Here is a 25,720-nt window from a genome sequence, read left to right as displayed (position 1 = left end):
GTCCGGAGCGTGATCATTTTGGATTTAGGTATGTCTGCTGCTTCTGAGCCCGTTGATCGACCCGTCGAGCACACGGGGTGCGTCGATCCGGTCGCGGCGCAGCAATGAAGGTCAAGGTGCGCCAGTGATCATACGGCGCGTTGGCGTAAAGCCGTTCGCGCCACTATCCTCGATTCCGATCTCTGAAAGCCGTTCAAAACTTCAACGCCAGTTGCTCAGCCTCGCCCGTTGCTGGCTGCGCTAGATCAAAGCCCGACACGGTAACGCCCAGCAGGCGAATACCCTTCGCAGGCGGAAGCACCAAACGGATGAGATCCAGACTGACCGCGTGCAGGATTACGTGATCGCTCGCCGGGGAACTCAGCGTGCGACTGCGGGTGATGATCTGAAAGTCAGCATACTTGACCTTCACCGTCACGGTGCGGCCGTACATGCCAGTCTTCTCGCACCAGGCCCAGACCTCATCCGCTTGCGACAGCACCCCGGCCTCGATCGTCGCGGGGTCGGTCAGGTCGGTGTCGAACGTGGTTTCCGAGCCTGACGATTTGCGTTCACGGTTCGGGTTGACGGGCCGGTCGTCTTCGCCTCGCGCGATGGCGTGATACCAGGCTCCCGCCTTGCCAAAGCGGGATTGGAGGGCTTGCAGCGGTTGCGCCCTGAGATCGGCGCCCGTTGCGATGCCCACGGCGTTCATTTTTGCCGCCGTCTTTGGGCCGATGCCGTGGAAGCGGCTGACCGGAAGGCGTTCCACGTACCGAGCGCCTTGTGCCGGCGTGATCACAAACTGCCCGTTGGGCTTGTTCTGGTCTGATGCCAGCTTGGCGAGGAACTTGTTGTAAGAGATGCCTCCCGATGCGGTGAGGCCGGTTTCCGCAAGGATGCGCTCACGGATTTCCGCTGCCGTGGCTGTCGCTGACGGAAGGCCGCGCAGATTGGCTGTCACATCAAGGTAGGCCTCATCCAAGGACAGCGGCTCGATCAGCGGCGTATAATCGGAGAAGATGGCTCGAATCTGCTGCGACACAGCCCTGTAGACATCGAACCGGGGCTTCACGAACAGAAGCTCCGGACAGTTTCGCAACGCCGTTGACGAAGGCATGGCTGATCGGACGCCGAACCTTCGCGCTTCATAGCTGGCGGCGGCGACGACGCCACGTGCGCCGGCATAACCGACTGCTACGGGCCGCCCGCGGAGCGTCGGATCGTCACGCTGCTCTACCGACGCGAAGAAGGCGTCCATATCGATATGGATGATGCGCCGGCTGTGGTCAGGCATTGCACGGCAGGGATAGCGCAGATGCTCTCACACGCCCAAGGGGGCATATCCGAAAAGCCGTTTTGAGCGCGCAAGCATAGCGAAGCCTGGCGAATCACCGCCGTTGGGGCAGGTGTTGGGGTGAAAAAGAGAAATTCAGAAATGTCTCTTTGTTTTAAATAGATTGTGGCGGAGAGGGTGGAAAGATGAAATGATATAAATACATAATAAATACAGTAAGTTAATGAAATTTTATAGGATAAGTGCCCCCAATCATGCCCCATGTCGAGCGGGTTTACGCCGAACTAGATGTAAAGGTCGCCGTGATATAGCGTGGCATTGAGGGTGTCGTTGGGATGCGGTTGCATCCGGTGCAGCTGTGCATTTGTGTGGATCGAAACCGTTACGGAATCGAAGACGGGTGACCGACCGAAATGGTTATCGTTAGGACATTTAAGACGATCGGCATGCTGAGAAAGCGGAAAAGCCTCTCAAGATTGCTGCGGCTTACCGCCAGGACGAAACGGCTGACAACGATCCCCCCGCCGACTACTGTCGGGCAGCGTTGACGCGGTGTGATCCGAAATGGGAAACGCGCATTTGCGCCCGCATATTCGTGTGCCGCGAACGCCTTGTGCACACCGGCCAGTCCGGGGGAAGTCTAAACCGAGCGTGCCGATGCTGCGCTCATGCAAGTTGGGGCCTGTCCTTCGGCTGGTAGAACATACCGAACGATATGAGCTTCATGACCTGCTCCATGTCTTTGAGCGTGGCGCCTATCGACGCCGGCCCCGTGCGTTCCACCCACGGTAGATAATTCCACATGTCCGCCTGTATGCGATTCTTGAATTCCAACTCGACACGGAACTCTGCCGGAAGGTCGAGCAGGGATATCTCATCCCGTCGAGCGAACGCTCGCGCGACACCTTCCTTGATCTGCTTCTGCGCGACGGCGGGCTTCAGTGTATTGATGGCCGCAAGCCCATATGTTTTCTTGGTGACGAATGTCTCAATGTCGCTGTTAAGCGCCTTGACATGCTCAATGTAGCTTTCGTCTCCGGAAGAGAAAATTGTCTTAATCCCGTAGTGCGCAGCGAGCATGGCGTTGAACCCCGTTTCGGAATTGCTTTCGCCGTTGATTCGGATGTCACGATAGCAGCCGCCGTGATAGGTGTGGGATAGCAGGCCATCTGGCGAGAGGCTGCTTGTGTGATGGCCTATGAAGACAACGGCCTCATAATGGCCGTCTTCCACCCCCTGCATTTGGAGGAGCGGCCGGGGCCACGAACGGACCACGCGCATATAGTCTGGGACGTCGTCGATGAGAATATTCTGACCCGTCCCATGTCCATCCGCAACTACCACCTCACTGACGCCTGCCTCATGCAGGGCTTCGGCTGCCGCAATGACTTCACCGGTCATCCATTTGCGTGCGGATTGGAATTCCCAGCCTGCAGGCGTGAGCTGAGGGGAATTCGTGATGCCGGCCACACCTTCGATATCCGCGGAAATATAGGCACGCATACAATGCATCCTTTCAACAATAATATATATACATGAACATTCATTCATAGAATGTCAATGCGATATGCATGCTTCAAGTGATTCCTGCCAGAGCACATCGGGAACGAAACTGGCTTCAAAAAATATATATGAATGAAGGTTCATGAATAAATATTGACAACCCGGAAAACGTCATGATAGCACAATGAAGGTTCGAAGAGCGGATTGTGCGCCGAACGGCGCTTCCGATTCAAAAATTGGGGGGACGAAAATCAATGAAGAAGATCAGAAAACTTCCGCTTCTGCTGGGAATTGCCGGCGTGTGCGGATTTGGCCCTGCTGGCTACGCCGCGGAAACGGGAGAGGCGGCATTTGAGGAAATCATTGTTTCAGCTCGCAAGAGAACTGAGCGCATTATCGATGTGCCGATGTCCATGACGGCCATGTCGGCTGAACAGATTGAGCTGACCGGAGCCAACACGCTCGAGGGCCTTCAGTATCAGGTCGCGAACTTTTCCATCGATGGAGAAGACTCCCGTTCAAGCAACACGATTGCCATCCGCGGTATAGCCAATCAGGAAGACAGTGCTGGTCTAGACGTCGGCTTCGGTTTAAGCGTGGACGGTGTCTACATGGGACGAATGCTCGCTGTCAGCCAGGATCTCGTCGACATTTCCCGCATCGAGGTTCTGCGGGGGCCGCAGGGTACGCTGCAGGGTAAGAATACGATCTCCGGTGCGATTTCGATCGTGACGAAGAGACCGCCATCGACGTTCGAGGGTTACGCCAAGGTTGATCTTGGAAACTACGACTATATCCGGACGCGCGTTGGTATTGGCGGGCCGCTGATCGCAGGTGTACTGAACGCCAAGTTCGACGGATTCCTCGTGGACGGTGATGGCCATGTGAAGAACATCGACAACGGGGAGACGTATAACACGCCGGACGCGCATGGGTTGCGGGGGCAGCTCAATTTCCTTCCCGGTGATGGCGTGGACATATTGATCTCTGCGGATTGGACAAGGATCAACCGAAAAGATGGTCCAAGCGAGGCCTTCGGTTTCGATTGGATGGCCGCCGGCTTCGCGCCACCGATCGGTGCAGGCCCGATCGTAATGGCGCCCAAACCATACGAGGTGAACATTGATGGGCCCTCGGATGAAGATATAGAGGCGACGGGTGTAAGTGCCCACGTGACCGTCGACGTTGCATCGAGCCTGGCGCTAACTTCCATTACCGCATATCGAGAAGCGAAAGCGGTGCGTGAATTTGATCGCGACTATACGAACCAACCTTTGTTCGGTGATCTGAACTACGAGAAGCAGGATCAGTTCAGCCAGGAATTGCGCTTGGCTACAACCGGCAGCAACACCATCGATTTCACTGCCGGTCTTTTCTACATGCACCAGAAGGTCAATGAATCCATCGATATATTCACATTGGAAGGGTATGTGCCGATATTCCCGGTCGGCACGGGCCTGTATCACGAGACGGCGCTCAAGAGCGACAGCTACGCTGCGTTTGGTCAAGTCGATTATCATGTCACCGATCGGCTGACGATTGGCGCGGGCATTCGATATACTCGCGATGAAAAGGAGATGACGTTTCTTCAGACCGTCCCTCCCGGCTTCCCCTTCAGGGCGCAGAACGTGTCCGGAAAATATGAAAAGGGGGCCTGGTCATATAACGTGACCGCAAAGTACGAGGTTGCCGAAAACGCGAACGCTTATGGTCTGATCTCGAGAGGCTACAAGGCGGGCGGATGGAATCTCGGCGAAGTGAACTTCATCGTTACGGATGCCCTGATCGATCCTGAGTATGTGACGAACTACGAGGTTGGACTCAAGGGGCTTTACTTCGACAAGCGGCTCGCATTGAATCTGGCTGCGTTCTATATGAAGTATACAGATCAGCAGGTGCGTGACTGCGGCGATGCGAGTTGCCTGACGGAGATCATCGCGAATGCCGGCTCGTCGACCATCAAGGGTTTTGAGGTCGAAGGGGCGCTGAAGCCGGTGGACTCTCTGTCTTTTGACTTTGCCGTCGGGTATTCAAATGCCAAGTTCGATGAATATTCGGTGGGGGCTACCGACTATTCTGGAAAGCGCCTGACCTACTCACCCAAATGGAATGGTAGCGCCGGGATCACATTCACGCAGGGCATTGGTGGACTTGGTGAGTTCATGCTGCACACTGGGCTGACATATCGCGGTGATCAATTTCAGGATTCGGCAAACCTGCGCCGCAAGGACGGATATACTTTGATGAATGCCCGTACTGGTATCCGTTCGGAAGACAATCGCTGGGGTGTCTATCTCTGGGCCAAAAACCTGACGAACAAGCGCTATATCACGGCGCCGGCAGTTCTTGACCTCATGGGGACGCGGCATGAAAGATACGGGACGCCGCGGAAGTATGGCGTCAGTCTTGAGTATAACTTCTAGTACAAGAGGGGGGCGGGGGAAAAACGGCGGCGCAGGTTTTATACCTGCGCCGCCTTCGCGTTTGATGCCAAAAGGGCAAATGCCTCTCCGACTGGAAAGCGGCTATTTTTTCCGGGTCTTTCTGGAGGTTTTGTCAAGCGCCTTCATAAGGAACTTGATGATGTTTTCTGTGACATCGCTCTGAGACAGCCTGCCTTTGTCGCTTTCGAACCAGTAGATCAGATGCTCTATGGGCGCCAAAAGCGAAAATGTCGTTGTCGTCAGATCGTCAAACTCGAACGACCCGTCCTGTTCGCCTCTTTTGAGAATGTCCTGTATCATGCGGATCAATTCTCGCTGCGCGTCAGTCACGACCTTCTTTTGCGGCTTCGTCAATCCCGAGCGATCGTTGGTCGCGCGGAATGAGTGAAAGTCGATCAGTGGTAGAATTTTGCAGTGCTGGATTTCATAGGAGATGTGTGCTCGAATGAAGGCTTCAAGCTGAAGTCGCGGGTCGTTTGAATCGACACTTTCGACGGCCTCCTTGCACATCGTGATCATTTTCCATCCTATATCCTCAAGGATGGTGAAAAGAATTTCGTTCTTTGATTTGAAGTAATTGTAGAAGGCTGATGGCTGAATATTAACAAGCTTTGCAATATCAGTCATGCTTGTATTGTCGTATCCTCGTTCCATGAAGCTTTTGGCTGCGGATTCGAGGATGATGCGGCGAGTCTCGGGGCCGCTTCCTTTTTTGCGCGTAACGCTTCTCTTTTGCGCGGCCGTTGTCAATGTCGCCCCACTTCAAACGATTGGTGAATATCTGCAGCCGAATGCCACGATTTTATGTTCAATGGTATCAAAATGTGCTCGCCTTGCAAGGCAGCCGCAGTTGTGCGGGATATTTTTGCTTGCATTATATGAATGAATGTTCATACATTTATCGCGCTGGGCAAAGGGCTACGATTGAAGATTCAGGAGTTGATGTATGGCCGTTTGGAAGGATTCCCGGTTGTTGAGCATGGTACGTCCGTCGATGATTGTTCCAATCCTGGCGTGTGTGCAGATTGTCGCGGGCGGTGCCGAAGTGCAGGCGCGTATGGTCGACCTGAACCAGCCGGAAAAGACTGTTGTTGGCTACGGATTGCCGTGGACGGTCCGGCCCGGCGAAACGATCGATTTCAAAGTTAGCACATACGCTCCCGGCGACTATAAGGCGGACTTGATACGCCTGAAATCCGCAGACGAGTTTGATCGCGGCAAGCGTTTTCAGTTCGACAAGTTGAAGGCGTCATTCGAGCGGCGCTATGCCGGTCGGAACCAGCCCGTTGATACAGGGTCGTTCGTTGAAATAGCTAATGCCGGCGTGCTTGATGCGGTGGGCAGTTTCACGATTGTCGCCAGCGTGCTTCCGACGCTCGTGCCCGTTGACGGTAAAGGGGGGACGGGCGCTGTGCAGCACCTGATCGCCCGCTGGGATGCCGTTGCGAAAAGCGGCTGGTCGCTCGCCCTAGATGAAGAGGGCAAGCTGGCGTTCTACGTCGGCGATGGGAAGGTCAGCCAGAAAGTCGCCGTGCCCTCGCCGCTGGTGATCGGCCAGTGGTATCAGGTGTCGGCTGCCTACAACGCATCAGACAATAACGTGAATCTGCGCTACCGACCCGTGAGCGCGACGCCAGGCAACAGGTTCTATCTGAGGTCGGAAAGCGTGACAGGCGCTGCGGCCGCTCTGGTTCAGCAGGGAAGCCTCCGCTTCGCTGCGGCATCAGGGGGCCAGGGGAACGGTCCGCTGAAGCAATCCGAAGGCGTGTTCAACGGCAAGCTGGACACGGTGCGTATTGCGCGCGGTGCGCTGGACGCTGATACGGCCGACAAACTGCTTGCGGCGGCAACTCCCGTCGAGGCCGGAGCGGCGGATATTCTCGGTTTCTGGGACTTCGCCAAGGGGACGGGGACGACGGTGGTCCACGATCTTGGAAGGAACGGTTTGCAGGGAACTGCCGTGAACCTCCCGTATCGCGCCATCCCCGGGGCCAACTGGGACGGATCCTCATACAACTGGCAAGAGCGCCCCGAACAGTATGGGGCCATGTATTTCCACGACGATGCCGTTTACGATCTCGAATGGAAGAACGATTTTTCCTTCAAGATTCCCTCTGGCCTGAAAAGCGGTGTCTATGCCGCTCGGCTTCGCCTGGGCGCTTCCGAGGACTACGTGCCGTTCTTCGTCGCGCCTTCGAAGGGCAAGCCGAAGGCGAAAATCGCGTTCCTGCTGCCGACGGTTTCATACCTGGCCTATAGCAACGTCTCGGCGGGCTTCAATGCGCGTGTCGCCATCCTGGAGATGGGGCCGGACGGCAAGGAGGTCATGAGAGAGGAAGATCCTGTAAAGGTGATTGTCGGCGCCAAGGCCAACGCGGATTTTCTGATAAACCGACCGGAAATGCCGGGCGGCGTTTATGAACGGCACAGTGACGGCACACTCGTCCAGCATGCGTCACGGCGCTATCCGAACATCACGACCCGACCCGATGCGGCAACGATAACGCTGAATCCCGATCTCGATATCATCGAATGGCTGGACCATGAAGGTTTCGAATATGACGTGATTACGGACGATCTGCTGCAGGCGGAGGGCGTTGGTCTTCTGGAAGGTTACAACGTCGTGATTTCCGGCAACCATCCGGAATACGTAACGCCGGAAATCTGGGATGCGCTGGAAGCGTACCAGAACAAGGGCGGCAGGTTCATGTATCTTGGCGGCAACGGCTATTACTGGGTTACGTCCTTCCATCGCCAAGTCGATGACGTGATCGAGGTCAGGAAACCTGAGTATGGAAACAAAACGTTCTTTCAGGCACATCAGGAGTTCGATGGGCATCGGAGCGGGTACTGGTGGGATGCCGGGCGGGAGCCGAGAGAACTCGTCGGTGTCAGATACTCCAAGCCCATGGCCATGGAGGGCGGCGGTTACTATCGCAAGCTACCCGCGGCGAGCAATCCACGCGTAGCCTTCATGTTCGAGGGCATTGAAGGCGATATTATCGGTGATTTCGGGAAATATGCTGGCGGTGCCGCGGCTGAGGAGGTTGATTCGGCGAACTTCAAGCAAGGCACGCCTCGCCACGCCCTCGTGGTTGCCACAAGCGAGAATATCAAATGGCCCTACGACGCCTCCGGAGAGGGGCTTGTGGATTGGCGCTATCGTCTGAACGTGAAAAGCCCCAAGGCCGACATTGTGTTCTATGAAACACCGAACGGTGGAGCGGTCTTCTCGGTCGGTTCGATGGGCTGGCGGGCAAGCCTCAATCACAATGGTTTCAACAACAGTGTTTCCAGAATGACCGGAAACGTGCTCAGGAGGTTCGCTGACCCGCGGCCCTTCGAGCCAGCGAAGTAGGGTAGCCATGATGCTGAGGTCTTTTGGCGTTTCGGTGCTGATCCTGATCTCAAGCACGGCTTGCGCGCTATCCGCACCCCTTAATCAGGCAAAGTATGTAACGATGCCTGACGGGGTGCGGATAGCCGTTGAAATCTGGCTGCCGTCCGAACTGAAGGCGCACCAGAAGATACCGGCGGTGATCGCTTTCACGCGTTACTGGCGCGCGAAGGACTACCTTCCGCAAAAGCTTGAGCCGCCGACGCTTGCGAAGATCATAAATGGATTCGGGTATGCCTATGTCGTTGCGGATGTGCGAGGGTCCGGCGCCTCGTTCGGCACCAGGAGTACGGAATTCTCGACCGCGGAAGTAAAGGATTATTATTACATCATCGATGACATCGCCAAGGAGAGCTGGTCCAGCGGCAAGGTAGGCGCTATCGGTGTTTCCTATCTCGGCAATGCGGCGGAACTGTCTACGCTGTCGGGGCATCCGGCCCTGAAGGCTGTTATACCGCAGTTTACAGATTTTGACTGGTACAGCTCGCTTCTGTTTCCAGGCGGGCTCAAAAACAGAATCATGTCGAGCGATTGGGGAGACATGGTTCAAGCCATGGATGTCAACGATGCTCAAAGCCTTGGATACGGTGAGACTGAGAATGGCGAACCCCGGGTACTCGGCGTAAAGCCAGTCGACGGCGTGCACGGGCGTCAACAACTGAGCGCTGCTGTCGAAGAGCATAAAGGCAACATCTCGATGTCACGCCTCTTCGACGGGGTTGAATTTCGGGATGATCTCAAGGTCGCAAACAGTCTGTCCGATTCATCGGATCATTCCGTCACCATTTATGAGTTCAAGGACAAGATCGCAGCCCTGAAGGTTCCCGCCTTCCACTGGGGCAGCTGGATGGATGCGGGTACAGCAGACGGAATTCTGAGGCGCTTTGCAAACGATTCCGCCCCGAACCGCTATATTATTGGGGCATGGGGCCACGGGGCTCGTCATGATGCAGATCCCTTCACGGAAAAAGATGCACCTTTGTCCCCGGACCTGAACACACAGTACGAAATGATCCGCGATTTCGTGGCGCCGTATTTCGATGGGAAGCCTGAAGCCGTACCGATCGAAAAGGAACTCACCTATTACACGATGGGTTCGGGCCACTGGAAAACGACGAAGGTCTGGCCCCCGCTAGGCGCCGGCACCCTGCGCCTCTATCTGACCCCTGCACGTGAACTCGGCGAGGTTCCGCCCCAATCTCGAAAGGGAACAGATTCTTACATTGTTGACTTCGAAGCGGGGACGGGCCCCGAAACACGGTGGTCTACGCAAATGGGGAATCGCGATGTCTTCTACGGCGATCGCAGAGATGCGGACAGCCGTCTCCTCACCTATACATCGCGACCGCTTGAAAAGCCGCTCGAGATCACGGGGCATCCCGTTGCCAATCTGTATGTGTCTTCCACGCACGCGGACGGTGCGATGATCGTGTATCTGGAAAGTGTCGCGCCGAGTGGTGAGGTTACAATGATCACGGAAGGTCAGCTCCGCCTCGTCAGCAGGAAGGCGTTGGATTCGAATGAAAAGAGCACAGTTTTCGGTCCGGTTCGTACGTTCAGGAGGGCGGATGCAAGGGCCATGCGGCCGGGGATTACCGAACGGGTTTCCCTTCCGTTGCTTCCTGTATCGGTACAGGTGCCGAAAGGTCATGCGTTGAGAATTGCCATCGCAGGCCACGACAAGGATAGTTTCTACCGTGTCCCCGCATCTGGAACACCTGTTCTGAAGTTCGACGTGAACGCGGTAAGAAGCTCGTTCATAGAGCTGCCGATCGTGCGTCCTGACGCAGTCCGCTGACGCGGGCCGGCTCTCCGCATGCTTTAAGCGGTCGCATCGGGTTTTGGCTTTACACCAGTCGCTCAAAATATTAATGAATGAACATTCATAAAAATTTGAATGATCGATTTGATCGTTTCAGTTCAGGTGGCTCGTCGCGCGTTGTTGGTATCGGGGTAAGCGAAATGATCATGTTAACAGACACTGGGCAAAGCGCGGGGACAATACGCGATTTGATTCTGAGTGCGGCACAGCAATGGCCGACCCGACCGGCATTAGCGTTCGACAGATCGGGTGAGGTGTTCACGTTTTCTCAACTGGATATTCTCACCGACAAGATCGCGAGCTATCTCAGGGAAGAGTTCGGTATCGGAGAGGCGGACAAAGTTGCTCTCATGCTGCCGAATGTCAGCGCCTATCCGCTGCTTTGGTTGGCGCTGGCGAGAAGCGGCGTTATCACGGTTCCGCTCAATCCCGCCTATAAAATCGAGGATGCGCGGCATCTTCTCAAGCATTCCGAAGCCTGTCTGATTGTGACAACGGAAGACAAGCTGGACCTTGTCCATGATATACAGCGCAACTGCGCCAGCTTGAGGCATGTCTTGGCTCTGAAGTCCCAAGGGAATGGTCTCTCCTTTCTCGAGCGGGCTACAGCTCGGCAAGATTCGTCGCCGCAGACTGTGCCGCATCCGGACATGGTAACGAATATCCAGTACACGTCTGGAACCACGGGCCTGCCCAAGGGCTGTCTGCTGACGAACCGGTACTGGTTCCAGATCGCGGACGTCATCGTCTCGTCGATGGAGCCTGCTCTGGGCGTTGATGACGTGATTCTGACGGCGCAGCCGTTCTCGTATATCGACCCGCACTGGAATCTGGTCGTAGCACTGCGTAGCGGGGCGAAGCTTGTCGTTCTTGAACGGTTCCGCCCGTCCCAGTTCTGGCCGAAAGTTGCGGAGTACGGCGTCACGTTCTTCTATTGCCTGGGCGCCATGCCGACTTTGATGCTCGAGATGGCGGCCTCCGAAGCGGAGACTATGCACCGGGTACGGCGCGTTGTGTGTTCGGGCATTCCGGCGAACAGGCACGCGGAGCTTGAAGCGCGGTACGGAGTGCCTTGGGTTGAAGCCTACGGAACGACGGAGACCGGGGCGGATATCAGCGACTGGTCGATGGAGGAGCACGCCGCTCTTGTAGGGAGCGGATGCCTTGGTGTTGTCAACGCATACCGCGAGGCGCGCGTTGTCGATGAAAGCGGCAACGACGTGGGCGTCGATGCTGTCGGGCAGTTGCTTTTGAAAGGCCCGGGCATGATGCTGGGCTACTACAAGAACGCGGAGGCCACGGCATCTGCGATCAGGGACGGCTGGTATCACACCGGAGATCTGGTCAGCCGTGACGAGAACGGGCGCTTCTTCTTCAGTTCGCGGCAGAAGGACATGATCCGGCGCGGCGGCGAGAATATCTCCGCTGCCGAGGTGGAAGCTGTTCTGGAGACGCACCCGGACGTCGTGATTGCAGCCTGCATCCCTGTTCCCGACACGCTGCGGGAAGAAGAGGTGAAGGCCTATATTCTGCTTCGGGATCGCGAAATCGATCCGGCAACCAAAGTCTCCGAACTGCTTTCATTTGCGCGCGAGAAACTGGCGCGTTTCAAGGTGCCCAGATACTGGGAGTTTCGCGACAGCCTTCCAATGACGCCGTCGGAGCGGGTGAAGAAGACCGAACTCTCCGGCATTGGCGAAGGTGAAAGCTATGACAGCACAACAGGGATGTGGGTGCGCGGCTGAGATCGGCCGTGAAACCCGGAACCAAAGCGCGACGTGGAAGAGAGCAGCATGGATGAATTCGTGACCTACCGCCGAGACGGCGGTGTCGGCATTGTGACGCTGGACAGGCCCGGCAAAAACAACGCCTTCAACATAGATATGCTGAACACCTTCCTGAGTGTTCTGCGAAAGGCGAACGGGGACGATTCGTGCAAGGTGCTTCTGCTCAATGCGAACGGCGATAATTTTTCCGTAGGTGACGATCTGATCGATGCGACGGACACGATGCCGGACGTGATGCAGATTCGCGATTTCATGAGCACGCTCCAGGACATTTCCCGGGAGCTTATGTTCAATCGCAAGCCGGTTGTTGGTGCATTTCAGGGATGGGTCGTCGGCGGTGCTGTCTCGTGGGCCATGAACTGCGATTTTCCGGTGTGGAGCGCAGGCGCGCGCGCTTATCTGCCCGAAACGCAGTACGGAATCTTCGCCAGCGGCGGCCTGTCGTTTCTGCTGCCGCATCGTGCCGGGCATCTGCTAGCAATGGAGATGTTCTTCAGCGGCAAAAAATACGCGGCGGACTTCATGCGCGAGAACGGTCTCGTGATTCGCGTAGTTTCCGATGACAGTTTGCAAGCCGAAGCTTTTGCCCTTGCCAGTCGGCTCTCCGAATTTTCCGCGGCCTCTCTGGGGGACTACAAGGAAGCGATCGTCGGCAGCTACCGGGACAGGTTGGAGAAGGCGCTGCAGAACGAATGTCTGCACTGCGTTATCGCCAGCCAGAACAGCGCCGTGAAGGAAAACCTCTACAGCCTGGCGAGGACGCTGTCCGGTGATTCAGAGGGCGGGCTGTAGCGATGTCTGCGATGGCAGTATTCGCGATTCTGATCGGAATCGTCGGCGTTTGCCTTTGGCTCGAGGAGCAAAGGCTTGCGGGCCGGCTCTTCGACTACATTCCGTCGATTCTGCTGATCTTCGTTACATGCATGGTGTTAGGAAACCTCGGTATCCTGCCGAAGGAAAACGGGGCCTACGTCTGGACACGCACGTATCTGATGCCCTTCGCAATATTCCTGTTCATGCTTTCCGTGGATGTCCGCGCTATTTTCCGACTTGGGAAGCTGGCCACAGTCATGGTGCTTTCCGGAATGTTCAGCGTCACGTTCGGTTTTGTGGCAGCGACCTTCATTTTTTCCGACTATCTCGGTCTCGAAGCGTGGTCTTCGATTATCGCGGCTTATGCCGGTGCCATCGGCGGATCGCAGAATCTAATCGCCATGGCCGAAACGTTCAATGCTTCCCCCAGCATTCTGGGCGCTCTGATCGCTGTGGACTCGATCGTAGGATACAGCTTTCTGGCTCTGCTGATCTCGCTCGCCAGTTACAAGGGTAAGTTCGATGCGTGGTTACACGCGCGTGAGGATACGCGCGAGCTTGTGCAGGATCTGTCGAACACGGCAGTGCAACAGCCGCGACCGGCAAACAGCGGCGGTCTCGCCATGGTCATCTTTCTTGGATTTGCCGTTTCGATTGCGTGCCGAGCCATCAGCGATGCAGCCGCCGTGCGATTGGGGCTCGATGCGATCGTCTCCCCGATCGTGACGCTTCTTCTGGTCGTAACAAGCGGCTTGTTGATGTCCCTTTCGCCCGCACGGCAGCTCAATGCACACGGGACGACGCAGATGGGGAAAATAAGTCTTTACATGATGATGGCTGTTCTGGGCGCGGGCGCGGCCATCGAGCATGTTTGGGAATATCGGGTCTTCCTGCTCTACAGCCCGGTTCTGCTGCTGATTAGCTTCGTAACGATGTTGCTGATAGGCAGGCTCCTGCGCGCACCGATCGTGCTCGTGGTTACCGGTCTTTACGCGAACCTTGGCGGCACTGTCACAAATCCGCTTGTGGCAGCGGCATATGACAAAGGGTTTGTGACGGTCGCACTTTTGATGGCGATCTTCACGCAGATCATGGGAATGTACGTTCCCCTTCTTCTGGCACCCGTCATCATCGCCATACTTGGTTAGATCGACCTTCAATCTCCATCACGGCGCAAAGTTGAACCCAGGAAAGCAGAGCAGATGAAGCAATCGATCGTCGATCCCGTAGATCGCCAACTTACCGCTTACAACAATCATGACACGGACGCGTTTGTCGCCGCCTATCATGCCGCCGTCGGGATATACAATTTCCCTGATGAACTTGTGTGTAACGGCCGGGACAATCTGCGCGCCATGTACCAGGCAATCTTCGAACGCGCGCCGGGGATAAACGCCGCGCTCACAAATCGAATAATTATTCAGAACAAGGTGATAGACGAAGAGTTCGTAACCGGTCGCGCCGGAAAGGCCGATATGCGTGCAGTCGCCATATACGAAGTTAACGAGGGGCTGATTACAAAAGTCTACTTCCTAAAAGAGGGATGATCTTGAAATGCAAGCCGGCGCGCTTCGCGTTATCAAACTTTCCGGGACTGCTCTGAACCGCGGCAGAATTCATGGCGAGGAACTGCGTACGGAAATACATGAACTCAATGAAGCGTGGGTAGACGCGATCGGACGTGCTTATGGTGTACCTAGCGAAACCTATCTTAATGCGTTTCTGAACTATCAGGCATTCGAACCGACGATTGCACGGTTTTGCCCGCAACTTCTCGCTGAGATGAAGGGCATCGCCGAAGGGGCATCACTGCCTTTCGAAAGGATACTCCTGTTGCAGCTCAGCGATGAGGAGTGGGTTTTCGGAAGGATGGCGTGGCCGAAGAACGATGCCGCGCAGTTTCGTTCAAAGTGTACCGCATTCGGGTTGCATGATGCTCTCCAGCGCAAGAGCTATGCCGGCCAGAACATGGATATCCCGCCCTTCCACGAGGGAAAGCAGGTTGTTCTTCATATTCGCCATGATGACAGCGACCTTGAAAGCTTTCTATTCGCGTCCGCAGGTGGTCTCGGCTTCATGGGCGTGAACAATGCGTCGCTGGGCGTATGCTGCAATACGCTCATGGAGTTGGCCGCCTGCAATGACGGCCTGCCTGTCGCCTTCGTTTTGCGCAGCCTCCTGGAGCGCTCGAACGGGGATGAAGCGGAAGCCCTTCTGCATTCGATCCCTCATGCTTCCGGCCAGAACTATCTGATTGCGACGCGCGAAGGTGTCCGCACATTTGAATGTTCTGCCTCAGGTGTCGCAAAGGTGATTAATCGGGGCGAGAGACATTGGATCTGCCATACCAACCACGCTCTCGGAGGGATGGAAAAGGCAAACCGGATTCCATCGCACAAACTCAGCAATTCACGTGCGCGACTCGCTTCCATAGTCAACCGTGTCGTCAGCATTTCCGAACACCCGGCTGTTGAGGGCTTCAAGACAGCACTTTCGGCGAGCGACGATCCGGTCAATCCTGTGTCGCGGAAGCTGGCGACGGCCAGCTTGCACGATTCGATTTCATATACGGCGGGCTCTGCCATCTATGAAATGGGGGAGCGTACAAGGCTGCATATCGCTCCCGGGCCACCCTGCGAAACCGCATTCCGGACTCTCGATTTCGACCGGCAATATGACAACAGAATGTCGAAGGATTAATCGAATGGTGCAGGCCGGGAGGGATGAAAAGCTGCGTCGTCGGCATTTGATCGGTTACGGAATCGGTTCCATCGGCACCGGTGCCTTTACGACGGTTCCCGGTCTTCTGTTGATGTTCTACATGACGAACTATCTGGGGATTCCAGCTCAGCTGGCGGCGCTGGGCGTTTTTGTACCCAAGATGTGGGATGTCATCGTCGATCCTTTCATCGGGATACTCTCCGACCGGACGCGGCACAAATGGGGGCGTCGTCCCTATCTTCTGGCGGGCGCTATTCTCACAGGCGTGTTCTTCTGCGCGCTGTTCAATGTGCCTGATTATCCATCTGTCGCGGCGCGTTTCTGGCATGTGGCAAGCCTTTATGTGCTGTGCACGACCGGCTACGCGATCTTCTCCATTCCCTATATCGCCTTGCCTGCCGAGATGGCCTCCGCGCCGCAGGAGCGCACGCGGATCGTGTCCTACCGCATGGTTTTCCTGTTTCTCGGCATCGTGCTCTCGGGAGGCCTGTCCCCCGTATTGATCGATCGCTTCGGCGGCGGCCTCAGCGGCTATGGAGCCATGTCGATCATACTGGGCGGCATCATCGGCTCTGCCATGCTCGCGTCGTTTGTCTTGACGCCGGAAGACAGGACCGCACGCGTTCAGCCGCCGAACCTCACCTGGCAGGCCGTCGTCGATGGCCCGCTGAAAAACACGGCATATCTGAAGCTGTTCGCAACATACGCTATCCAGTTGACGGGCTTCGGGTGCCTTCTGGTCGGCTTGCCGTACTACACGACCTATGTTCTCGGCGGTGGCGGGGCGCAATTGACGGTGCTGTTCCTGCTCCTGAATGGCGCGTCGATTGTCTCCATTCCGATATGGCTGAGGCTATCGGCGCGGGTCGGGAAAGTCAGTGCCTTCAAGGTGAGCGGTCTGACTCTGGTGCTGTCGATGGTCTTCTTCTGGGCTTTCTCGCAGCCCTCCACGGTATATGGGGTTTATGGAGCCATCCTCTGTATCGGTGTCGGTTTCGCAGGACAGCAGGTTCTGGGCCTGGCGCTTCTGCCGGACCTCGTGACGCTCGACTCCTCGCGAGGTGGCGCCAGCAGTCTTTCGGGGATTTATACGGGCATCTGGCTCGCAGGAGAAAAGACCGGCTTTGCCGTATCCGCCTTTGCTGTGGGGACCATCCTGGGCATCGCAGGTTTCGTGGAAAGCGCATCCGGCGTTGTGGAACAACCGCTGCGTGTCGTTGACACGATCCGGTTTTGTACCGCGATTGCACCGGCTGTTTTCATCGGTATCGGGCTGATCATCATGCGATCGCTGGGAAACAATCTCGCCCCTTCGGCAGTGAGAAGAGAAACGTGATGCCCAAACTGCGTGTTGGTATTGTCGGAGCCGGCGGATCGGTGGCTGCGGTGCATTTTCAGGCCTATCAGGGGCTGCCTTGCATCGACGTCGTCGCTGGAGCGGAAGTGAATGTCGAGGGGCTGGATCGCGTCACCCGGCGATGGGGCGTCAATGGCTATACCGACTTTAAAGACATGCTGGCGCGTGAAAAGCTGGATATCATGTGTATCTGCGTGCCTGCCCGCTATCACCGTGCGGTTGCCGAAGTGATCGCCGGGCATGGCGTACATATTCTGATCGAGAAGCCGCTTGCGACAACGATGGAGGACGGCGAGGCAATTCTAGACGCCTGCCGTCGGGCCGGCGTGAAGCTCTATTATGGCGCCTCCTATCGTAGCCTTACCGCAAACATGAAAGCGCGGGAAATGATCCGAAGCGGCGCTATCGGCGACGTATCCATGGCCATGGAGATCGTCATCGGCGGTAGCGGACTCGACAGCTACAGCGAGTGCGGGCCGCATCATTATGCGCCGGGTACGCCAGGAGGCTGCGGAATGGGAATCATGGATCATGGCATCCATCTTATCGATCTGTTTCGCTGGTTTCTGGGATCAGAGGTGAAGACCGTCTTCGGCCGTGGCAATATTTCCGGCGAACATCCCGCATCCGAACATGTGACCGCGACCTTCGGGAACGGCGCGGTCGCGCACCTGATCGCCAATACCATCAGCTTTCCCACGCAGCTACCGACGGAGGGCGTATTCCGATGGGGCGGCAACTGGGATGCCCAGAATAACCTGTCTCTTGAGCCTGGCTGGTCACCACATCCGGTCAACTTTCAGGTTTACGGCAGCACCGGAGCTATCAAGGTTTATCCCTATGCCGAACAACTTGTGCATTTCACGAAGGATAAACTGACACCCGTTCGGCTCGATCATCGCCCTATGCCCGGCAATTTTGCAATGCAGATGGAATCCTTCGTCCGGAGCATCCGGCACGATGAGGCACCGGCTGTCACCGGAGAAGACGGACTCGCGGCTCTCCGGGTTATCCTTGCCGCTTATGAAAGCGCCGCGAGGCAACAGCTTGTGACGTTGTAACGGAAATTCATCATAGAGGAACCCCTATGTCGATGAAACAAAAGGTCATTCTGACCTGCGCGGTGGTCGGTGAGAACGATTACAACCGGGCGCATCCCAATTTCCCGGTGACGCCGCAGCAGATAGCCGACGCTGCGCTGGAGGCAGAGGTGGCGGGTGCTTCTGCAGTGCACCTGCATGTGCGAAATCCCGAGAACGGCAAGGGCAGCCGCGATCCTGCGTTGTTCCTAGATATGGCAACTCGGGTACGCGAAAGGGGCGTGACCGCGGTGATGAACATTACGTGCGGCGGCGGCGGCTTTTTCATGCCCGATCCCGAAGACGAAAGCCGGGCCGGCGCAGGGAGCGACGTGGCGTGTGCGGAAGAGCGTGTCCGTCACATTGAAATGACGCTTCCGGATATGTGCTCGATCGATGTGAGTACGCAAAATCAGCAGGATGGCGAACGGGAGTATGTCTATCTCAACACGCCCCATACGCTGAAGAAAATGGCGAGAAGGTTTCAGGAACTGGGGGTCAAGCCGGAGATCGAGGTTTTTGCGCCCGGCGATGTCCTGCTTGCAAAAAAAATGATCGATGAGGGCTATTTCGACGCCCCCCCGTGCTTCCAGATCGTGATGGGAACGCGCTGGGGCCTTCCCGCTACCCCGGAAACGATGATCTACATGCGGGATCTGCTGCCGAAGGATGCCCAGTGGGCGGCGTTCGGAATCGCACGGATGCAGATGCCCATGGTGGCGCAGGCCGTTCTTCTCGGCGGCAACGTGCGCGTGGGGCTGGAGGACAATCTCTACCTTGCTCGTGGTGTGTTCGCCACCAATGGTCAGCTCGTGGAACGTGCACGGACCATTATCGAAGGTCTGGGGTGTGAAGTCGCGACCCCAGATGAAGCGCGCGCAATGCTGGGTATCGGAAAACGCTTGTAGGCTCAGGGGGCTGTCCGGACCTGGCAAGGAAAATCCGGATTGCCACCGAACTGAAGTCGCATTATATGCATGAACGTTCATTCATAAATACATATAATGCAGTGCATCTTGCGAAGATGTGCATGAAGCGTGTCGCCGATGGAGCCATGACGTGATGAAAAGCATATTCAGGGAAGGTGTTTACGCTGGAAAGGCTGTTTTCGTCGCAGGCGGAACCAGCGGAATCAATCTCGAGGTTGCGAAGGGTTTCGCGGCGTCGGGCGCGAGGGTCTCGGTGATGAGCCGCAAGCAGGACAACGTCGATGCTGCGGTTCAGCAATTGAAGACGGCTGGCGCTGAAGCGATCGGCTTTGCAGCGGACGTGCGGGATTTTGATGCCGTGAAGCAGGCATTCGTTGAAACCGAAGCCGCGATCGGCAAAGTGAGCGTTATCGTTTCCGGTGCGGCGGGGAATTTCGTGGCGCCGGCGGAAAAGCTCTCGCCGAACGGCTTCAAGACAGTTGTCGATATCGACCTTGTCGGTTCGTTTCATGTCATGAAGGCGGGGTTCGATCATCTGACGCAGGGCGATGCATCCATCGTCAACATGTCGGCGCCGCAATCGTCGCATCCTTACGCCTTTCAGTCCCACGTCTGTTCCGCCAAGGCGGGTATCGATATGCTGACCAAGGCGCTTGCGCTGGAATGGGGGCGTTACGGTATCCGCGTCAACGCCATTCAGCCCGGACCCATAGACGGAACCGAGGGCATGGAGCGGCTGAGCCCGACGCCGGAAATCCGGCGCCAGATCGAAGGTATGCTGCCGCTCAAACGTTACGGTGAAAAGCAGGAGATCGCTGATCTGGTCCTGTTCCTGTGTTCGCCTGCAGCCCGCTACATCACCGGCGCGATCATTCCGTGCGACGGCGGGCAGGCACTTGTCGGCGGTGGCACCGTCTCGATGGGGCTCATTCCGACGCCTAAGTAAAGGCGGTACGGGCTACGAAAATCCTGCGTCCTGATCACGGGAGTGAACAATGAAGCTTGATGTAGACTTGATAAAAATGGTCGCCACGACAAAGCAGTTCGAGCATTTGCCGCTCCTGCTCGCAGACGACGTGCAACTCAAGAACCCCGCAGGCTGGATGCCCATTCAGGGCAAAGAGGCCGTACGGGCCGCGCTTATCGAAGTGCTCTCGATCATCAAGCCCATGCATTACGAGCGCATCTGGGAGAACGGAAACGAGTACGCGCTCGAGTTCGTCGGCAAGGTCGGCGACAAGGATGTCAAAGGCATAGACCTGATGACGATCAACGATGAGGGCAAGATCATCTGCATCGAGGTTCTCATTCGCCCCATAGCGGCGCTGATGGCCATTCGTGAAACGCTATTGGCCAAGCGCAATGTCTGATCCTCTCGCGCGGGCTGCAGCATGTTTCTAGAACGGACAGTCTATTCGCAGGAACACGAGATCTTCCGCGAGTCCGTGCGCCGCTTTCTGGAGGCGGAAGCCGTTCCGTTTCACGGTGAATGGGAAAAGCAAGGCGAAACCCCGCGCAGTTTCTGGAAGAGGGCGGGGGAGCAAGGGCTGCTCTGTCCGCAGGTGCCGGAATGCTACGGTGGGGCGGGAGGCGATCATCGCACCCTCTGTGTCGTGAACGAGGTCGCGCAATATTGCGGCGTCACCGGTCCCTGCTTTCCCATCCATTCGGATATCGTCGCGGATTATATCCTTACCCACGGCAGCGAGGGCCAAAAGCGGGCGTGGCTGCCGAGGATGGTATCCGGCGATGTTGTCGGTGCGATCGCGATGACGGAACCCGGCACAGGAAGCGATCTTCGTTCGATCGCGACAAAGGCCTGCCGGGACGGTGATGATTTTGTGCTGAACGGCAGCAAGATCTTCATTACCAATGGCTGGATTGCCGACCTTGTCGTTGTCGCGGCGCGAACGGAACATGCGGAAGGGCTTTCGCTGTTCCTTGTGGAAGCAAGCGCTGATGGCTTCACCAAGGGCCGGAAGCTCGAAAAGATGGGCATGAAAGCCCAGGATACGGCGGAGCTTTTCTTCAACGACGTTCGCATTCCCGTGTCGAGCCTTCTGGGAGAAGAAGGGCAGGGTTTCCAGATCATGCAGGATGCGCTTCCGCAGGAGAGGTTGTCCATTGGCGTGATAGCAATGTCCGCTTCGCAAAGAGCTTTCGATCTGACCACCCGCTACGTGAAAGAGCGCAGAGCGTTCGGAAAGCGGCTCTACGATTTCCAGAATACGAGGTTCGTGCTCGCGGATTTGAAGACGAGAATCCAGGCGGGCTGGACGCTGCTCGACCAGTGTGTTCTGGCGCACGATATGAAAGCGCTTACGCCCGAGCAGGCGGCCATGCTGAAGCTCTATGCGTCTGAGCTGCAGGGCGACGTTGTCGACAAATGCCTCCAGCTCTTTGGAGGGTACGGTTATATGGACGAATACCCCATTTCCCGCATGTACACCGACGCGCGTGTCCAGAGAATTTACGGCGGCACGTCGGAAATCATGAAGCAGATCATCGGTCGTTCGATTTGAAGGCCGATCGTACCGGGTCGCAGGCCTGCGGAGGACTTATGCGCAACTTCAGTAAGCCATATTGTCATATGTCGCTCGATCGTGTGCAGAAAGTGGTGCGGCGTGGCCTGACCGTGGCTTTCGCAATGACGTTGGCTGCTTGCGGTGCGGCTCAGAGGGAGGAAGCACAGCCGGTCGCTTTCGCATCGCCAAACATACCTGAAAACGCGGCGCGTGCGAAAAACGTCATCCTGTTCGTGGGCGATGGCATGGGTGTCAGCACCGTTACTGCGATGCGCATACTTGCGGGGCAGATGGCCGGAAAAAGCGGTGAAGACCATGTCCTTCCGTTTGAAACATTCGAAAACACGGCTCTCATCAAGACTTACAATACCAATCAGCAGGTTCCTGACTCGGCAGGCACTGCGACATCGCTTCTGAACGGGATAAAGACCAAGGCCGGTTTTATCGGCATGGGGCCGACGGCTTTTCGGGGCGATTGCCAATCTTCGAAAGGTGCGGATATCCGAACGTTGCTGGAGATGGCGGCCGAGGCCGGCCTTTCCACGGGGATTGTGACGACCGCGCGCCTGACGCACGCAACACCGGCCGCTGCTTACGCCCATAGCCCGGAGCGAGGTTGGGAGGCGGATTCGGACATGCCGGATACCGAGCGAGCAGCAGGTTGCCGCGACATCGCGCGTCAGTTCGTCGAATTCGCACCCGGCGGCGGGGTCGATGTGGCGTTTGGGGGCGGACGCGCGAACTTCCTTCCGGCTTCGGCCGCTGATCCCGAGCACGCTGCGCTACGCGGAAAGCGGGCGGATGGTCGAGATCTCGTCGAAGCGTGGCGGAAAGCCAGTTCGGGCGGTTTGTTCGTGTGGGATACGCGCACGTTCGATGCCATCGACCCCGGCGCCGCAAGCAAAGTGCTTGGGCTTTTCGAGCCCGGCCACATGCAATTCGAAGTTGAGCGGAACAAGGATGCCACGGGCGAACCGTCGTTGACCGACATGACTCGCAAGGCCGTCCAGATATTGTCACGCAATAAAAAGGGCTACGTCCTGCTTGTGGAGGGCGGGCGGATCGATCATGCGCACCACGCTGGAAACGCGTTTCGTGCGCTGACGGAAGGCGTCGAGTTCGCGCGGGCTGTCGGGCTTGCGAACGACATGACGTCTTCGGAGGATACGCTGATCGTTGTGACCGCCGATCATTCTCACACGTTTGCCATTGCGGGTTATCCGACACGAGGAAACCCGATTTTCGGAAAGGTCGTTGGCAATGACGAGAGGGGAGAACCGATGAACGGTCCTGACAAGGCCGACGATGGCAAGACCTACACAACGCTCGGCTATTATGCGACGCCCGGCGCGGTCGATGACACGCCGCGTCAGGATTTAATGCAGATTGACACCACGCATCCGGACTATCTTCAGCAATCAGCCGTTTTCCGTCGCAGCGGAGCGCATGGCGGCGAGGATGTGCCCGCCTATGCCCGCGGGCCGAACGCCGATGCCGTGCGCGGTGTCATGGAACAGCACGTCCTGTTCGATGTGATGTGCGACGCACTCGGCCTGCGTGCCGAGCGGGCGCCATGATACCCGGCTCAGAGTCAATGAGAGAGTGATGGATTTACAATTCTACGAGAGAATCCAGCGTGATCTGCGCGAGATGGAAGCGGCCGGACTGCTGAAACCCGAACGCGTGCTCACGACGCCCCAGGGAGGCGTGGTAGGCATCAAGGGGCGGCAGGTGATCAATCTGTGCGCCAACAATTACCTGGGCCTTGCGAACGATCCGCGTGTGATCGACGCTGCTATCGAAGCCACACGGCGATGGGGCGCGGGGCCGGCGTCGGTTCGTTTCATTTGCGGCACGCAAGAGATCCACAAGGAACTGGAGCATGCCATCGCCGACTATCTGGGATTCGAAGACGCGATACTGTTTGCTGCCGCCTTTGATGCCAACGGCGGCGTGTTTGAAGCCTTGCTCGGAGAGAACGATGCAATCGTCTCTGATTCGCTCAACCACGCGTCGATCATCGACGGTGTCCGGCTCTCGAAGGCCCGGCGCTATCGCTATGCCACGAACGAAATGGACGCTCTTGAGCGCATATTGAAAAAAGTGCGCAGCGAAGGTGCGCGGAGCATTCTTGTCGTCACCGATGGCGTCTTTTCGATGGATGGTACGATCGCTCAGCTTGATGTCATCGCCAGTCTTGCGGAGCGTTACGAGGCACTCACCATGGTGGATGATTGTCACGCTAGCGGGTTCATCGGAATGGGCGGGCGGGGAACTGCCGCCCTATGCGGCGTTGAAGGCCGGATAGACCTGATCACCGGCACGTTTGGCAAGGCGCTCGGCGGTGCGATGGGCGGTTTCGTCGCAGCGCGGCAGCCAGTTGTTGACCTTCTGCGTCAGCGGGCGCGGCCCTATCTTTTCTCGAACGCGCTGACACCGGCCGTATGCGGTGTCAGCATCGCCGCGATCGATATCGCGGGCTCGTCCGATGGTGATAAGCGGCGAGATCGCATACGTCACAACACGCAGCTTTTTCGGCAGCATATGACCGAGGCAGGATTCGAATTGCTGCCTGGCGAACACCCCATCATCCCGGTGATGTTGCATGAGGCGTCATTGGCGCAGACCATGTCGGCAGAACTTCTGGAAGCGGGCGTGCTCGCCAGCGGCTTCTACTTTCCCGTCGTTCCGGAAGGAAAAGCCCGTATTCGCACGCAAATGTCGGCGTCGTTGACTGTCGAGCAGATCGAGAAGGCTGCGGACATCTTCACGGACATTGGCCATAAGCTTGGGATCATCTGATGGCAGAAGTCGCTGGCCAGTATGAGGAAACGCAAACCGCGCACACCATGAGGGCGCTCGCCAAGCTTGAACCGCATTCGGGTCTATGGCAAACGCGTGCACCCGTTCCCGCGGTGGGGGGTGGCGAGGTTCTTATCCGCGTGCGCAAGACGGCCATCTGCGGCACGGACATCCACATTTACAATTGGGATTCCTGGGCAGCACGGACGATTCCCGTGCCGATGATCGTCGGCCACGAGTTTTGTGGCGAGATTGTTGAAATTGGTGCGGACGTCACGCGTGACCTCCATGTTGGCCAGCGCGTATCGGGCGAGGGCCATATCATTGACCTCGATAGCGCGGCATCCCGCGCCGGGCGCTTTCATCTCGATCCCGGTACAGTTGGGGTCGGCGTCAACCGGCAAGGCGCGTTCGCGGAGTATCTATCGATACCCGCGTTCAACGTCGTACCCCTGCCTGACGATGTCAGCGATGACGTGGGCGCAATTCTCGATCCTTTCGGCAATGCCGTTCATACGGCCCAGCAGTTTGACCTGATGGGCGAAGATGTGCTTGTCACGGGTGCCGGCCCGATCGGAATCATGGCTGCCGCGGTTGCGCGGCGCGCGGGGGCGCGCTTGGTGGTCATAACGGATATTAACCGCTATCGCCTCGATCTTGCGGCAAAAGTCGCTGATGTCCGGCCTGTGAACGTGAGCGAGGAAGATCTGCGTGACGTGATGGCCGCGGAAGGCATCCAGCATGGATTTTCAGTCGCGCTCGAAGTCTCCGGTGCTGCATCGGCGATCCGGCAGGCGGTAAACAGCCTGACGATGGGCGGGGGCCTTGCGATGCTTGGAATTCCCGATCAGGGAATGGAGGTCGCATGGGACGAAATTATTCTGAAGGCACTGAAAATCCACGGCGTCTATGGCCGCGAAATGTTCGGTACATGGCGCAAGATGTTTGGGCTTCTTCGAAACGGACTCGACCTTACGCCGCTCATCTCTCACCAGTACCATGCCGACGATTTTCAAAAGGGATTCGACGCAGCTCTCTCTGGAAAGTCGGGCAAAGTCGTTTTGAACTGGTAATGCAAGATGCTTCACACCGACGGATGTTTGAAGGGGATTTTTCAGTCCCTAGAGGTGAGGTGGAGGATTATCGATACGCCTTCTGAGAGCGTTTACAGGAGAAAATCTCCATTTCTTGAAGCTCACCTCAGTGCACGATCCGCGATCGAACAAGTTTGCAAAATCACGAAAGAGTTCCTGTTTAAACTTCAG

At 56.9% G+C, this 25,720-nt stretch carries 20 protein-coding genes and 1 pseudogene; 17 read left to right on the top strand and 4 right to left on the bottom strand.

What is annotated here, in order from left to right; all coding sequences use genetic code 11:
- Positions 1-48 precede the first annotated feature (48 nt).
- The 3 genes and pseudogenes from ACE3TJ_RS06470 to ACE3TJ_RS06460 form a co-directional block, all read right to left on the bottom strand.
- A pseudogene (locus ACE3TJ_RS06470) lies at positions 49-163 on the bottom strand (IS630 family transposase); the annotation flags it as partial.
- Between the two features lie 30 nt (positions 164-193).
- On the bottom strand, positions 194-1,276 hold the full coding sequence (dinB, locus tag ACE3TJ_RS06465) for a DNA polymerase IV (protein WP_374595022.1): 1,083 nt from the start codon (positions 1,274-1,276) through the stop codon (positions 194-196).
- 666 nt (positions 1,277-1,942) lie between these two features.
- Positions 1,943-2,779, bottom strand: a complete 837-nt coding sequence (locus tag ACE3TJ_RS06460; RefSeq protein WP_374595020.1) for a M55 family metallopeptidase — start codon at positions 2,777-2,779, stop codon at positions 1,943-1,945.
- 254 nt (positions 2,780-3,033) lie between these two features.
- On the opposite strand from ACE3TJ_RS06460, the gene ACE3TJ_RS06455 reads away from it, so the two are divergent.
- Positions 3,034-5,202, top strand: coding sequence for a TonB-dependent receptor (locus ACE3TJ_RS06455; protein ID WP_374595018.1), 2,169 nt, complete (start codon positions 3,034-3,036; stop codon positions 5,200-5,202).
- Between the two features lie 102 nt (positions 5,203-5,304).
- Here the strand turns inward: ACE3TJ_RS06455 and ACE3TJ_RS06450 are convergent, their stop codons facing one another.
- Positions 5,305-5,973 carry a TetR/AcrR family transcriptional regulator gene (locus ACE3TJ_RS06450; protein ID WP_374595016.1) on the bottom strand — a complete coding sequence of 223 codons (669 nt, stop codon included), beginning with the start codon at positions 5,971-5,973 and terminating at the stop codon, positions 5,305-5,307.
- Positions 5,974-6,169: 196 nt separating this feature from the next.
- Between ACE3TJ_RS06450 and ACE3TJ_RS06445 the strand changes: the two genes are divergently transcribed.
- The 16 genes from ACE3TJ_RS06445 (at position 6,170) to tdh (ending at position 25,528) form a co-directional block, all read left to right on the top strand.
- Positions 6,170-8,581 (top strand): N,N-dimethylformamidase beta subunit family domain-containing protein, encoded by a 2,412-nt coding sequence (locus ACE3TJ_RS06445; RefSeq protein ID WP_374595014.1) that lies wholly within the window; start codon positions 6,170-6,172, stop codon positions 8,579-8,581.
- 10 nt (positions 8,582-8,591) lie between these two features.
- Positions 8,592-10,418, top strand: a complete 1,827-nt coding sequence (locus ACE3TJ_RS06440) for a CocE/NonD family hydrolase (protein ID WP_374595012.1) — start codon at positions 8,592-8,594, stop codon at positions 10,416-10,418.
- Between the two features lie 77 nt (positions 10,419-10,495).
- A complete protein-coding gene (locus tag ACE3TJ_RS06435) occupies positions 10,496-12,187 on the top strand; it encodes an AMP-binding protein (RefSeq protein ID WP_374595010.1) in 1,692 nt (563 codons plus the stop codon).
- A 48-nt stretch (positions 12,188-12,235) separates the two neighbouring features.
- Positions 12,236-13,021, top strand: a complete 786-nt coding sequence (locus ACE3TJ_RS06430; protein ID WP_374595008.1) for an enoyl-CoA hydratase/isomerase family protein — start codon at positions 12,236-12,238, stop codon at positions 13,019-13,021.
- A 2-nt stretch (positions 13,022-13,023) separates the two neighbouring features.
- Positions 13,024-14,190 carry a DUF819 domain-containing protein gene (locus ACE3TJ_RS06425; protein WP_374595006.1) on the top strand — a complete coding sequence of 389 codons (1,167 nt, stop codon included), beginning with the start codon at positions 13,024-13,026 and terminating at the stop codon, positions 14,188-14,190.
- 54 nt (positions 14,191-14,244) lie between these two features.
- Entirely contained in the window at positions 14,245-14,589 is a 345-nt protein-coding gene (locus ACE3TJ_RS06420; protein ID WP_374595004.1) for a nuclear transport factor 2 family protein, read from the top strand.
- A 7-nt stretch (positions 14,590-14,596) separates the two neighbouring features.
- A complete protein-coding gene (locus ACE3TJ_RS06415; RefSeq protein WP_374595002.1) occupies positions 14,597-15,742 on the top strand; it encodes a C45 family autoproteolytic acyltransferase/hydolase in 1,146 nt (381 codons plus the stop codon).
- 4 nt (positions 15,743-15,746) lie between these two features.
- Positions 15,747-17,099 (top strand): MFS transporter, encoded by a 1,353-nt coding sequence (locus ACE3TJ_RS06410; protein ID WP_374595000.1) that lies wholly within the window; start codon positions 15,747-15,749, stop codon positions 17,097-17,099.
- A complete protein-coding gene (locus ACE3TJ_RS06405; protein ID WP_374594998.1) occupies positions 17,099-18,181 on the top strand; it encodes a Gfo/Idh/MocA family protein in 1,083 nt (360 codons plus the stop codon). The genes ACE3TJ_RS06410 and ACE3TJ_RS06405 overlap by 1 nt, the downstream gene beginning before the upstream one ends.
- Positions 18,182-18,213: 32 nt before the next feature.
- Entirely contained in the window at positions 18,214-19,107 is an 894-nt protein-coding gene (locus ACE3TJ_RS06400) for a 3-keto-5-aminohexanoate cleavage protein (RefSeq protein ID WP_374594996.1), read from the top strand.
- Between the two features lie 154 nt (positions 19,108-19,261).
- Positions 19,262-20,074, top strand: coding sequence for an SDR family oxidoreductase (locus tag ACE3TJ_RS06395; RefSeq protein WP_374594994.1), 813 nt, complete (start codon positions 19,262-19,264; stop codon positions 20,072-20,074).
- A gap of 49 nt (positions 20,075-20,123) precedes the next feature.
- Positions 20,124-20,498, top strand: a complete 375-nt coding sequence (locus tag ACE3TJ_RS06390; RefSeq protein WP_374594992.1) for a nuclear transport factor 2 family protein — start codon at positions 20,124-20,126, stop codon at positions 20,496-20,498.
- Between the two features lie 21 nt (positions 20,499-20,519).
- Positions 20,520-21,650 carry an acyl-CoA dehydrogenase family protein gene (locus tag ACE3TJ_RS06385; protein WP_374594990.1) on the top strand — a complete coding sequence of 377 codons (1,131 nt, stop codon included), beginning with the start codon at positions 20,520-20,522 and terminating at the stop codon, positions 21,648-21,650.
- A gap of 68 nt (positions 21,651-21,718) precedes the next feature.
- On the top strand, positions 21,719-23,230 hold the full coding sequence (locus tag ACE3TJ_RS06380; RefSeq protein WP_374594988.1) for an alkaline phosphatase: 1,512 nt from the start codon (positions 21,719-21,721) through the stop codon (positions 23,228-23,230).
- A 28-nt stretch (positions 23,231-23,258) separates the two neighbouring features.
- Entirely contained in the window at positions 23,259-24,455 is a 1,197-nt protein-coding gene (locus ACE3TJ_RS06375; RefSeq protein ID WP_374594986.1) for a glycine C-acetyltransferase, read from the top strand.
- Entirely contained in the window at positions 24,455-25,528 is a 1,074-nt protein-coding gene (gene tdh / locus ACE3TJ_RS06370; RefSeq protein ID WP_374594984.1) for an L-threonine 3-dehydrogenase, read from the top strand. Before ACE3TJ_RS06375 ends, tdh begins: the two co-directional genes overlap by 1 nt.
- Positions 25,529-25,720: the final 192 nt, after the last annotated feature.

Origin of the sequence: Sphingosinicella sp. (assembly GCF_041916975.1) — a bacterium.
Classification (GTDB): domain Bacteria; phylum Pseudomonadota; class Alphaproteobacteria; order Sphingomonadales; family Sphingomonadaceae; genus Sphingosinicella.
Note: the sequence above shows the minus strand (reverse complement) of the source record. Positions and strands in the feature narration are given on the sequence as shown.

Bases quoted from the DNA above. Each gene is read 5' to 3' on its own strand.
- dinB (WP_374595022.1), bottom strand. From the start codon at position 1,276: ATGCCTGACCACAGCCGGCGCATCATCCATATCGATATGGACGCCTTC.
- ACE3TJ_RS06400 (WP_374594996.1), top strand. From the start codon at position 18,214: ATGAAACAAAAGGTCATTCTGACCTGCGCGGTGGTCGGTGAGAACGAT.
- ACE3TJ_RS06435 (WP_374595010.1), top strand. From the start codon at position 10,496: ATGAACATTCATAAAAATTTGAATGATCGATTTGATCGTTTCAGTTCA.
- ACE3TJ_RS06430 (WP_374595008.1), top strand. From the start codon at position 12,236: ATGGATGAATTCGTGACCTACCGCCGAGACGGCGGTGTCGGCATTGTG.
- ACE3TJ_RS06445 (WP_374595014.1), top strand. From the start codon at position 6,170: ATGGCCGTTTGGAAGGATTCCCGGTTGTTGAGCATGGTACGTCCGTCG.
- ACE3TJ_RS06410 (WP_374595000.1), top strand. From the start codon at position 15,747: ATGGTGCAGGCCGGGAGGGATGAAAAGCTGCGTCGTCGGCATTTGATC.
- ACE3TJ_RS06420 (WP_374595004.1), top strand. From the start codon at position 14,245: ATGAAGCAATCGATCGTCGATCCCGTAGATCGCCAACTTACCGCTTAC.
- ACE3TJ_RS06460 (WP_374595020.1), bottom strand. From the start codon at position 2,779: ATGCGTGCCTATATTTCCGCGGATATCGAAGGTGTGGCCGGCATCACG.
- ACE3TJ_RS06455 (WP_374595018.1), top strand. From the start codon at position 3,034: ATGAAGAAGATCAGAAAACTTCCGCTTCTGCTGGGAATTGCCGGCGTG.
- ACE3TJ_RS06380 (WP_374594988.1), top strand. From the start codon at position 21,719: ATGTCGCTCGATCGTGTGCAGAAAGTGGTGCGGCGTGGCCTGACCGTG.
- ACE3TJ_RS06375 (WP_374594986.1), top strand. From the start codon at position 23,259: ATGGATTTACAATTCTACGAGAGAATCCAGCGTGATCTGCGCGAGATG.
- ACE3TJ_RS06415 (WP_374595002.1), top strand. From the start codon at position 14,597: ATGCAAGCCGGCGCGCTTCGCGTTATCAAACTTTCCGGGACTGCTCTG.
- ACE3TJ_RS06425 (WP_374595006.1), top strand. From the start codon at position 13,024: ATGTCTGCGATGGCAGTATTCGCGATTCTGATCGGAATCGTCGGCGTT.
- ACE3TJ_RS06385 (WP_374594990.1), top strand. From the start codon at position 20,520: ATGTTTCTAGAACGGACAGTCTATTCGCAGGAACACGAGATCTTCCGC.
- ACE3TJ_RS06390 (WP_374594992.1), top strand. From the start codon at position 20,124: ATGAAGCTTGATGTAGACTTGATAAAAATGGTCGCCACGACAAAGCAG.
- tdh (WP_374594984.1), top strand. From the start codon at position 24,455: ATGGCAGAAGTCGCTGGCCAGTATGAGGAAACGCAAACCGCGCACACC.
- ACE3TJ_RS06405 (WP_374594998.1), top strand. From the start codon at position 17,099: ATGCCCAAACTGCGTGTTGGTATTGTCGGAGCCGGCGGATCGGTGGCT.
- ACE3TJ_RS06440 (WP_374595012.1), top strand. From the start codon at position 8,592: ATGCTGAGGTCTTTTGGCGTTTCGGTGCTGATCCTGATCTCAAGCACG.
- ACE3TJ_RS06395 (WP_374594994.1), top strand. From the start codon at position 19,262: ATGAAAAGCATATTCAGGGAAGGTGTTTACGCTGGAAAGGCTGTTTTC.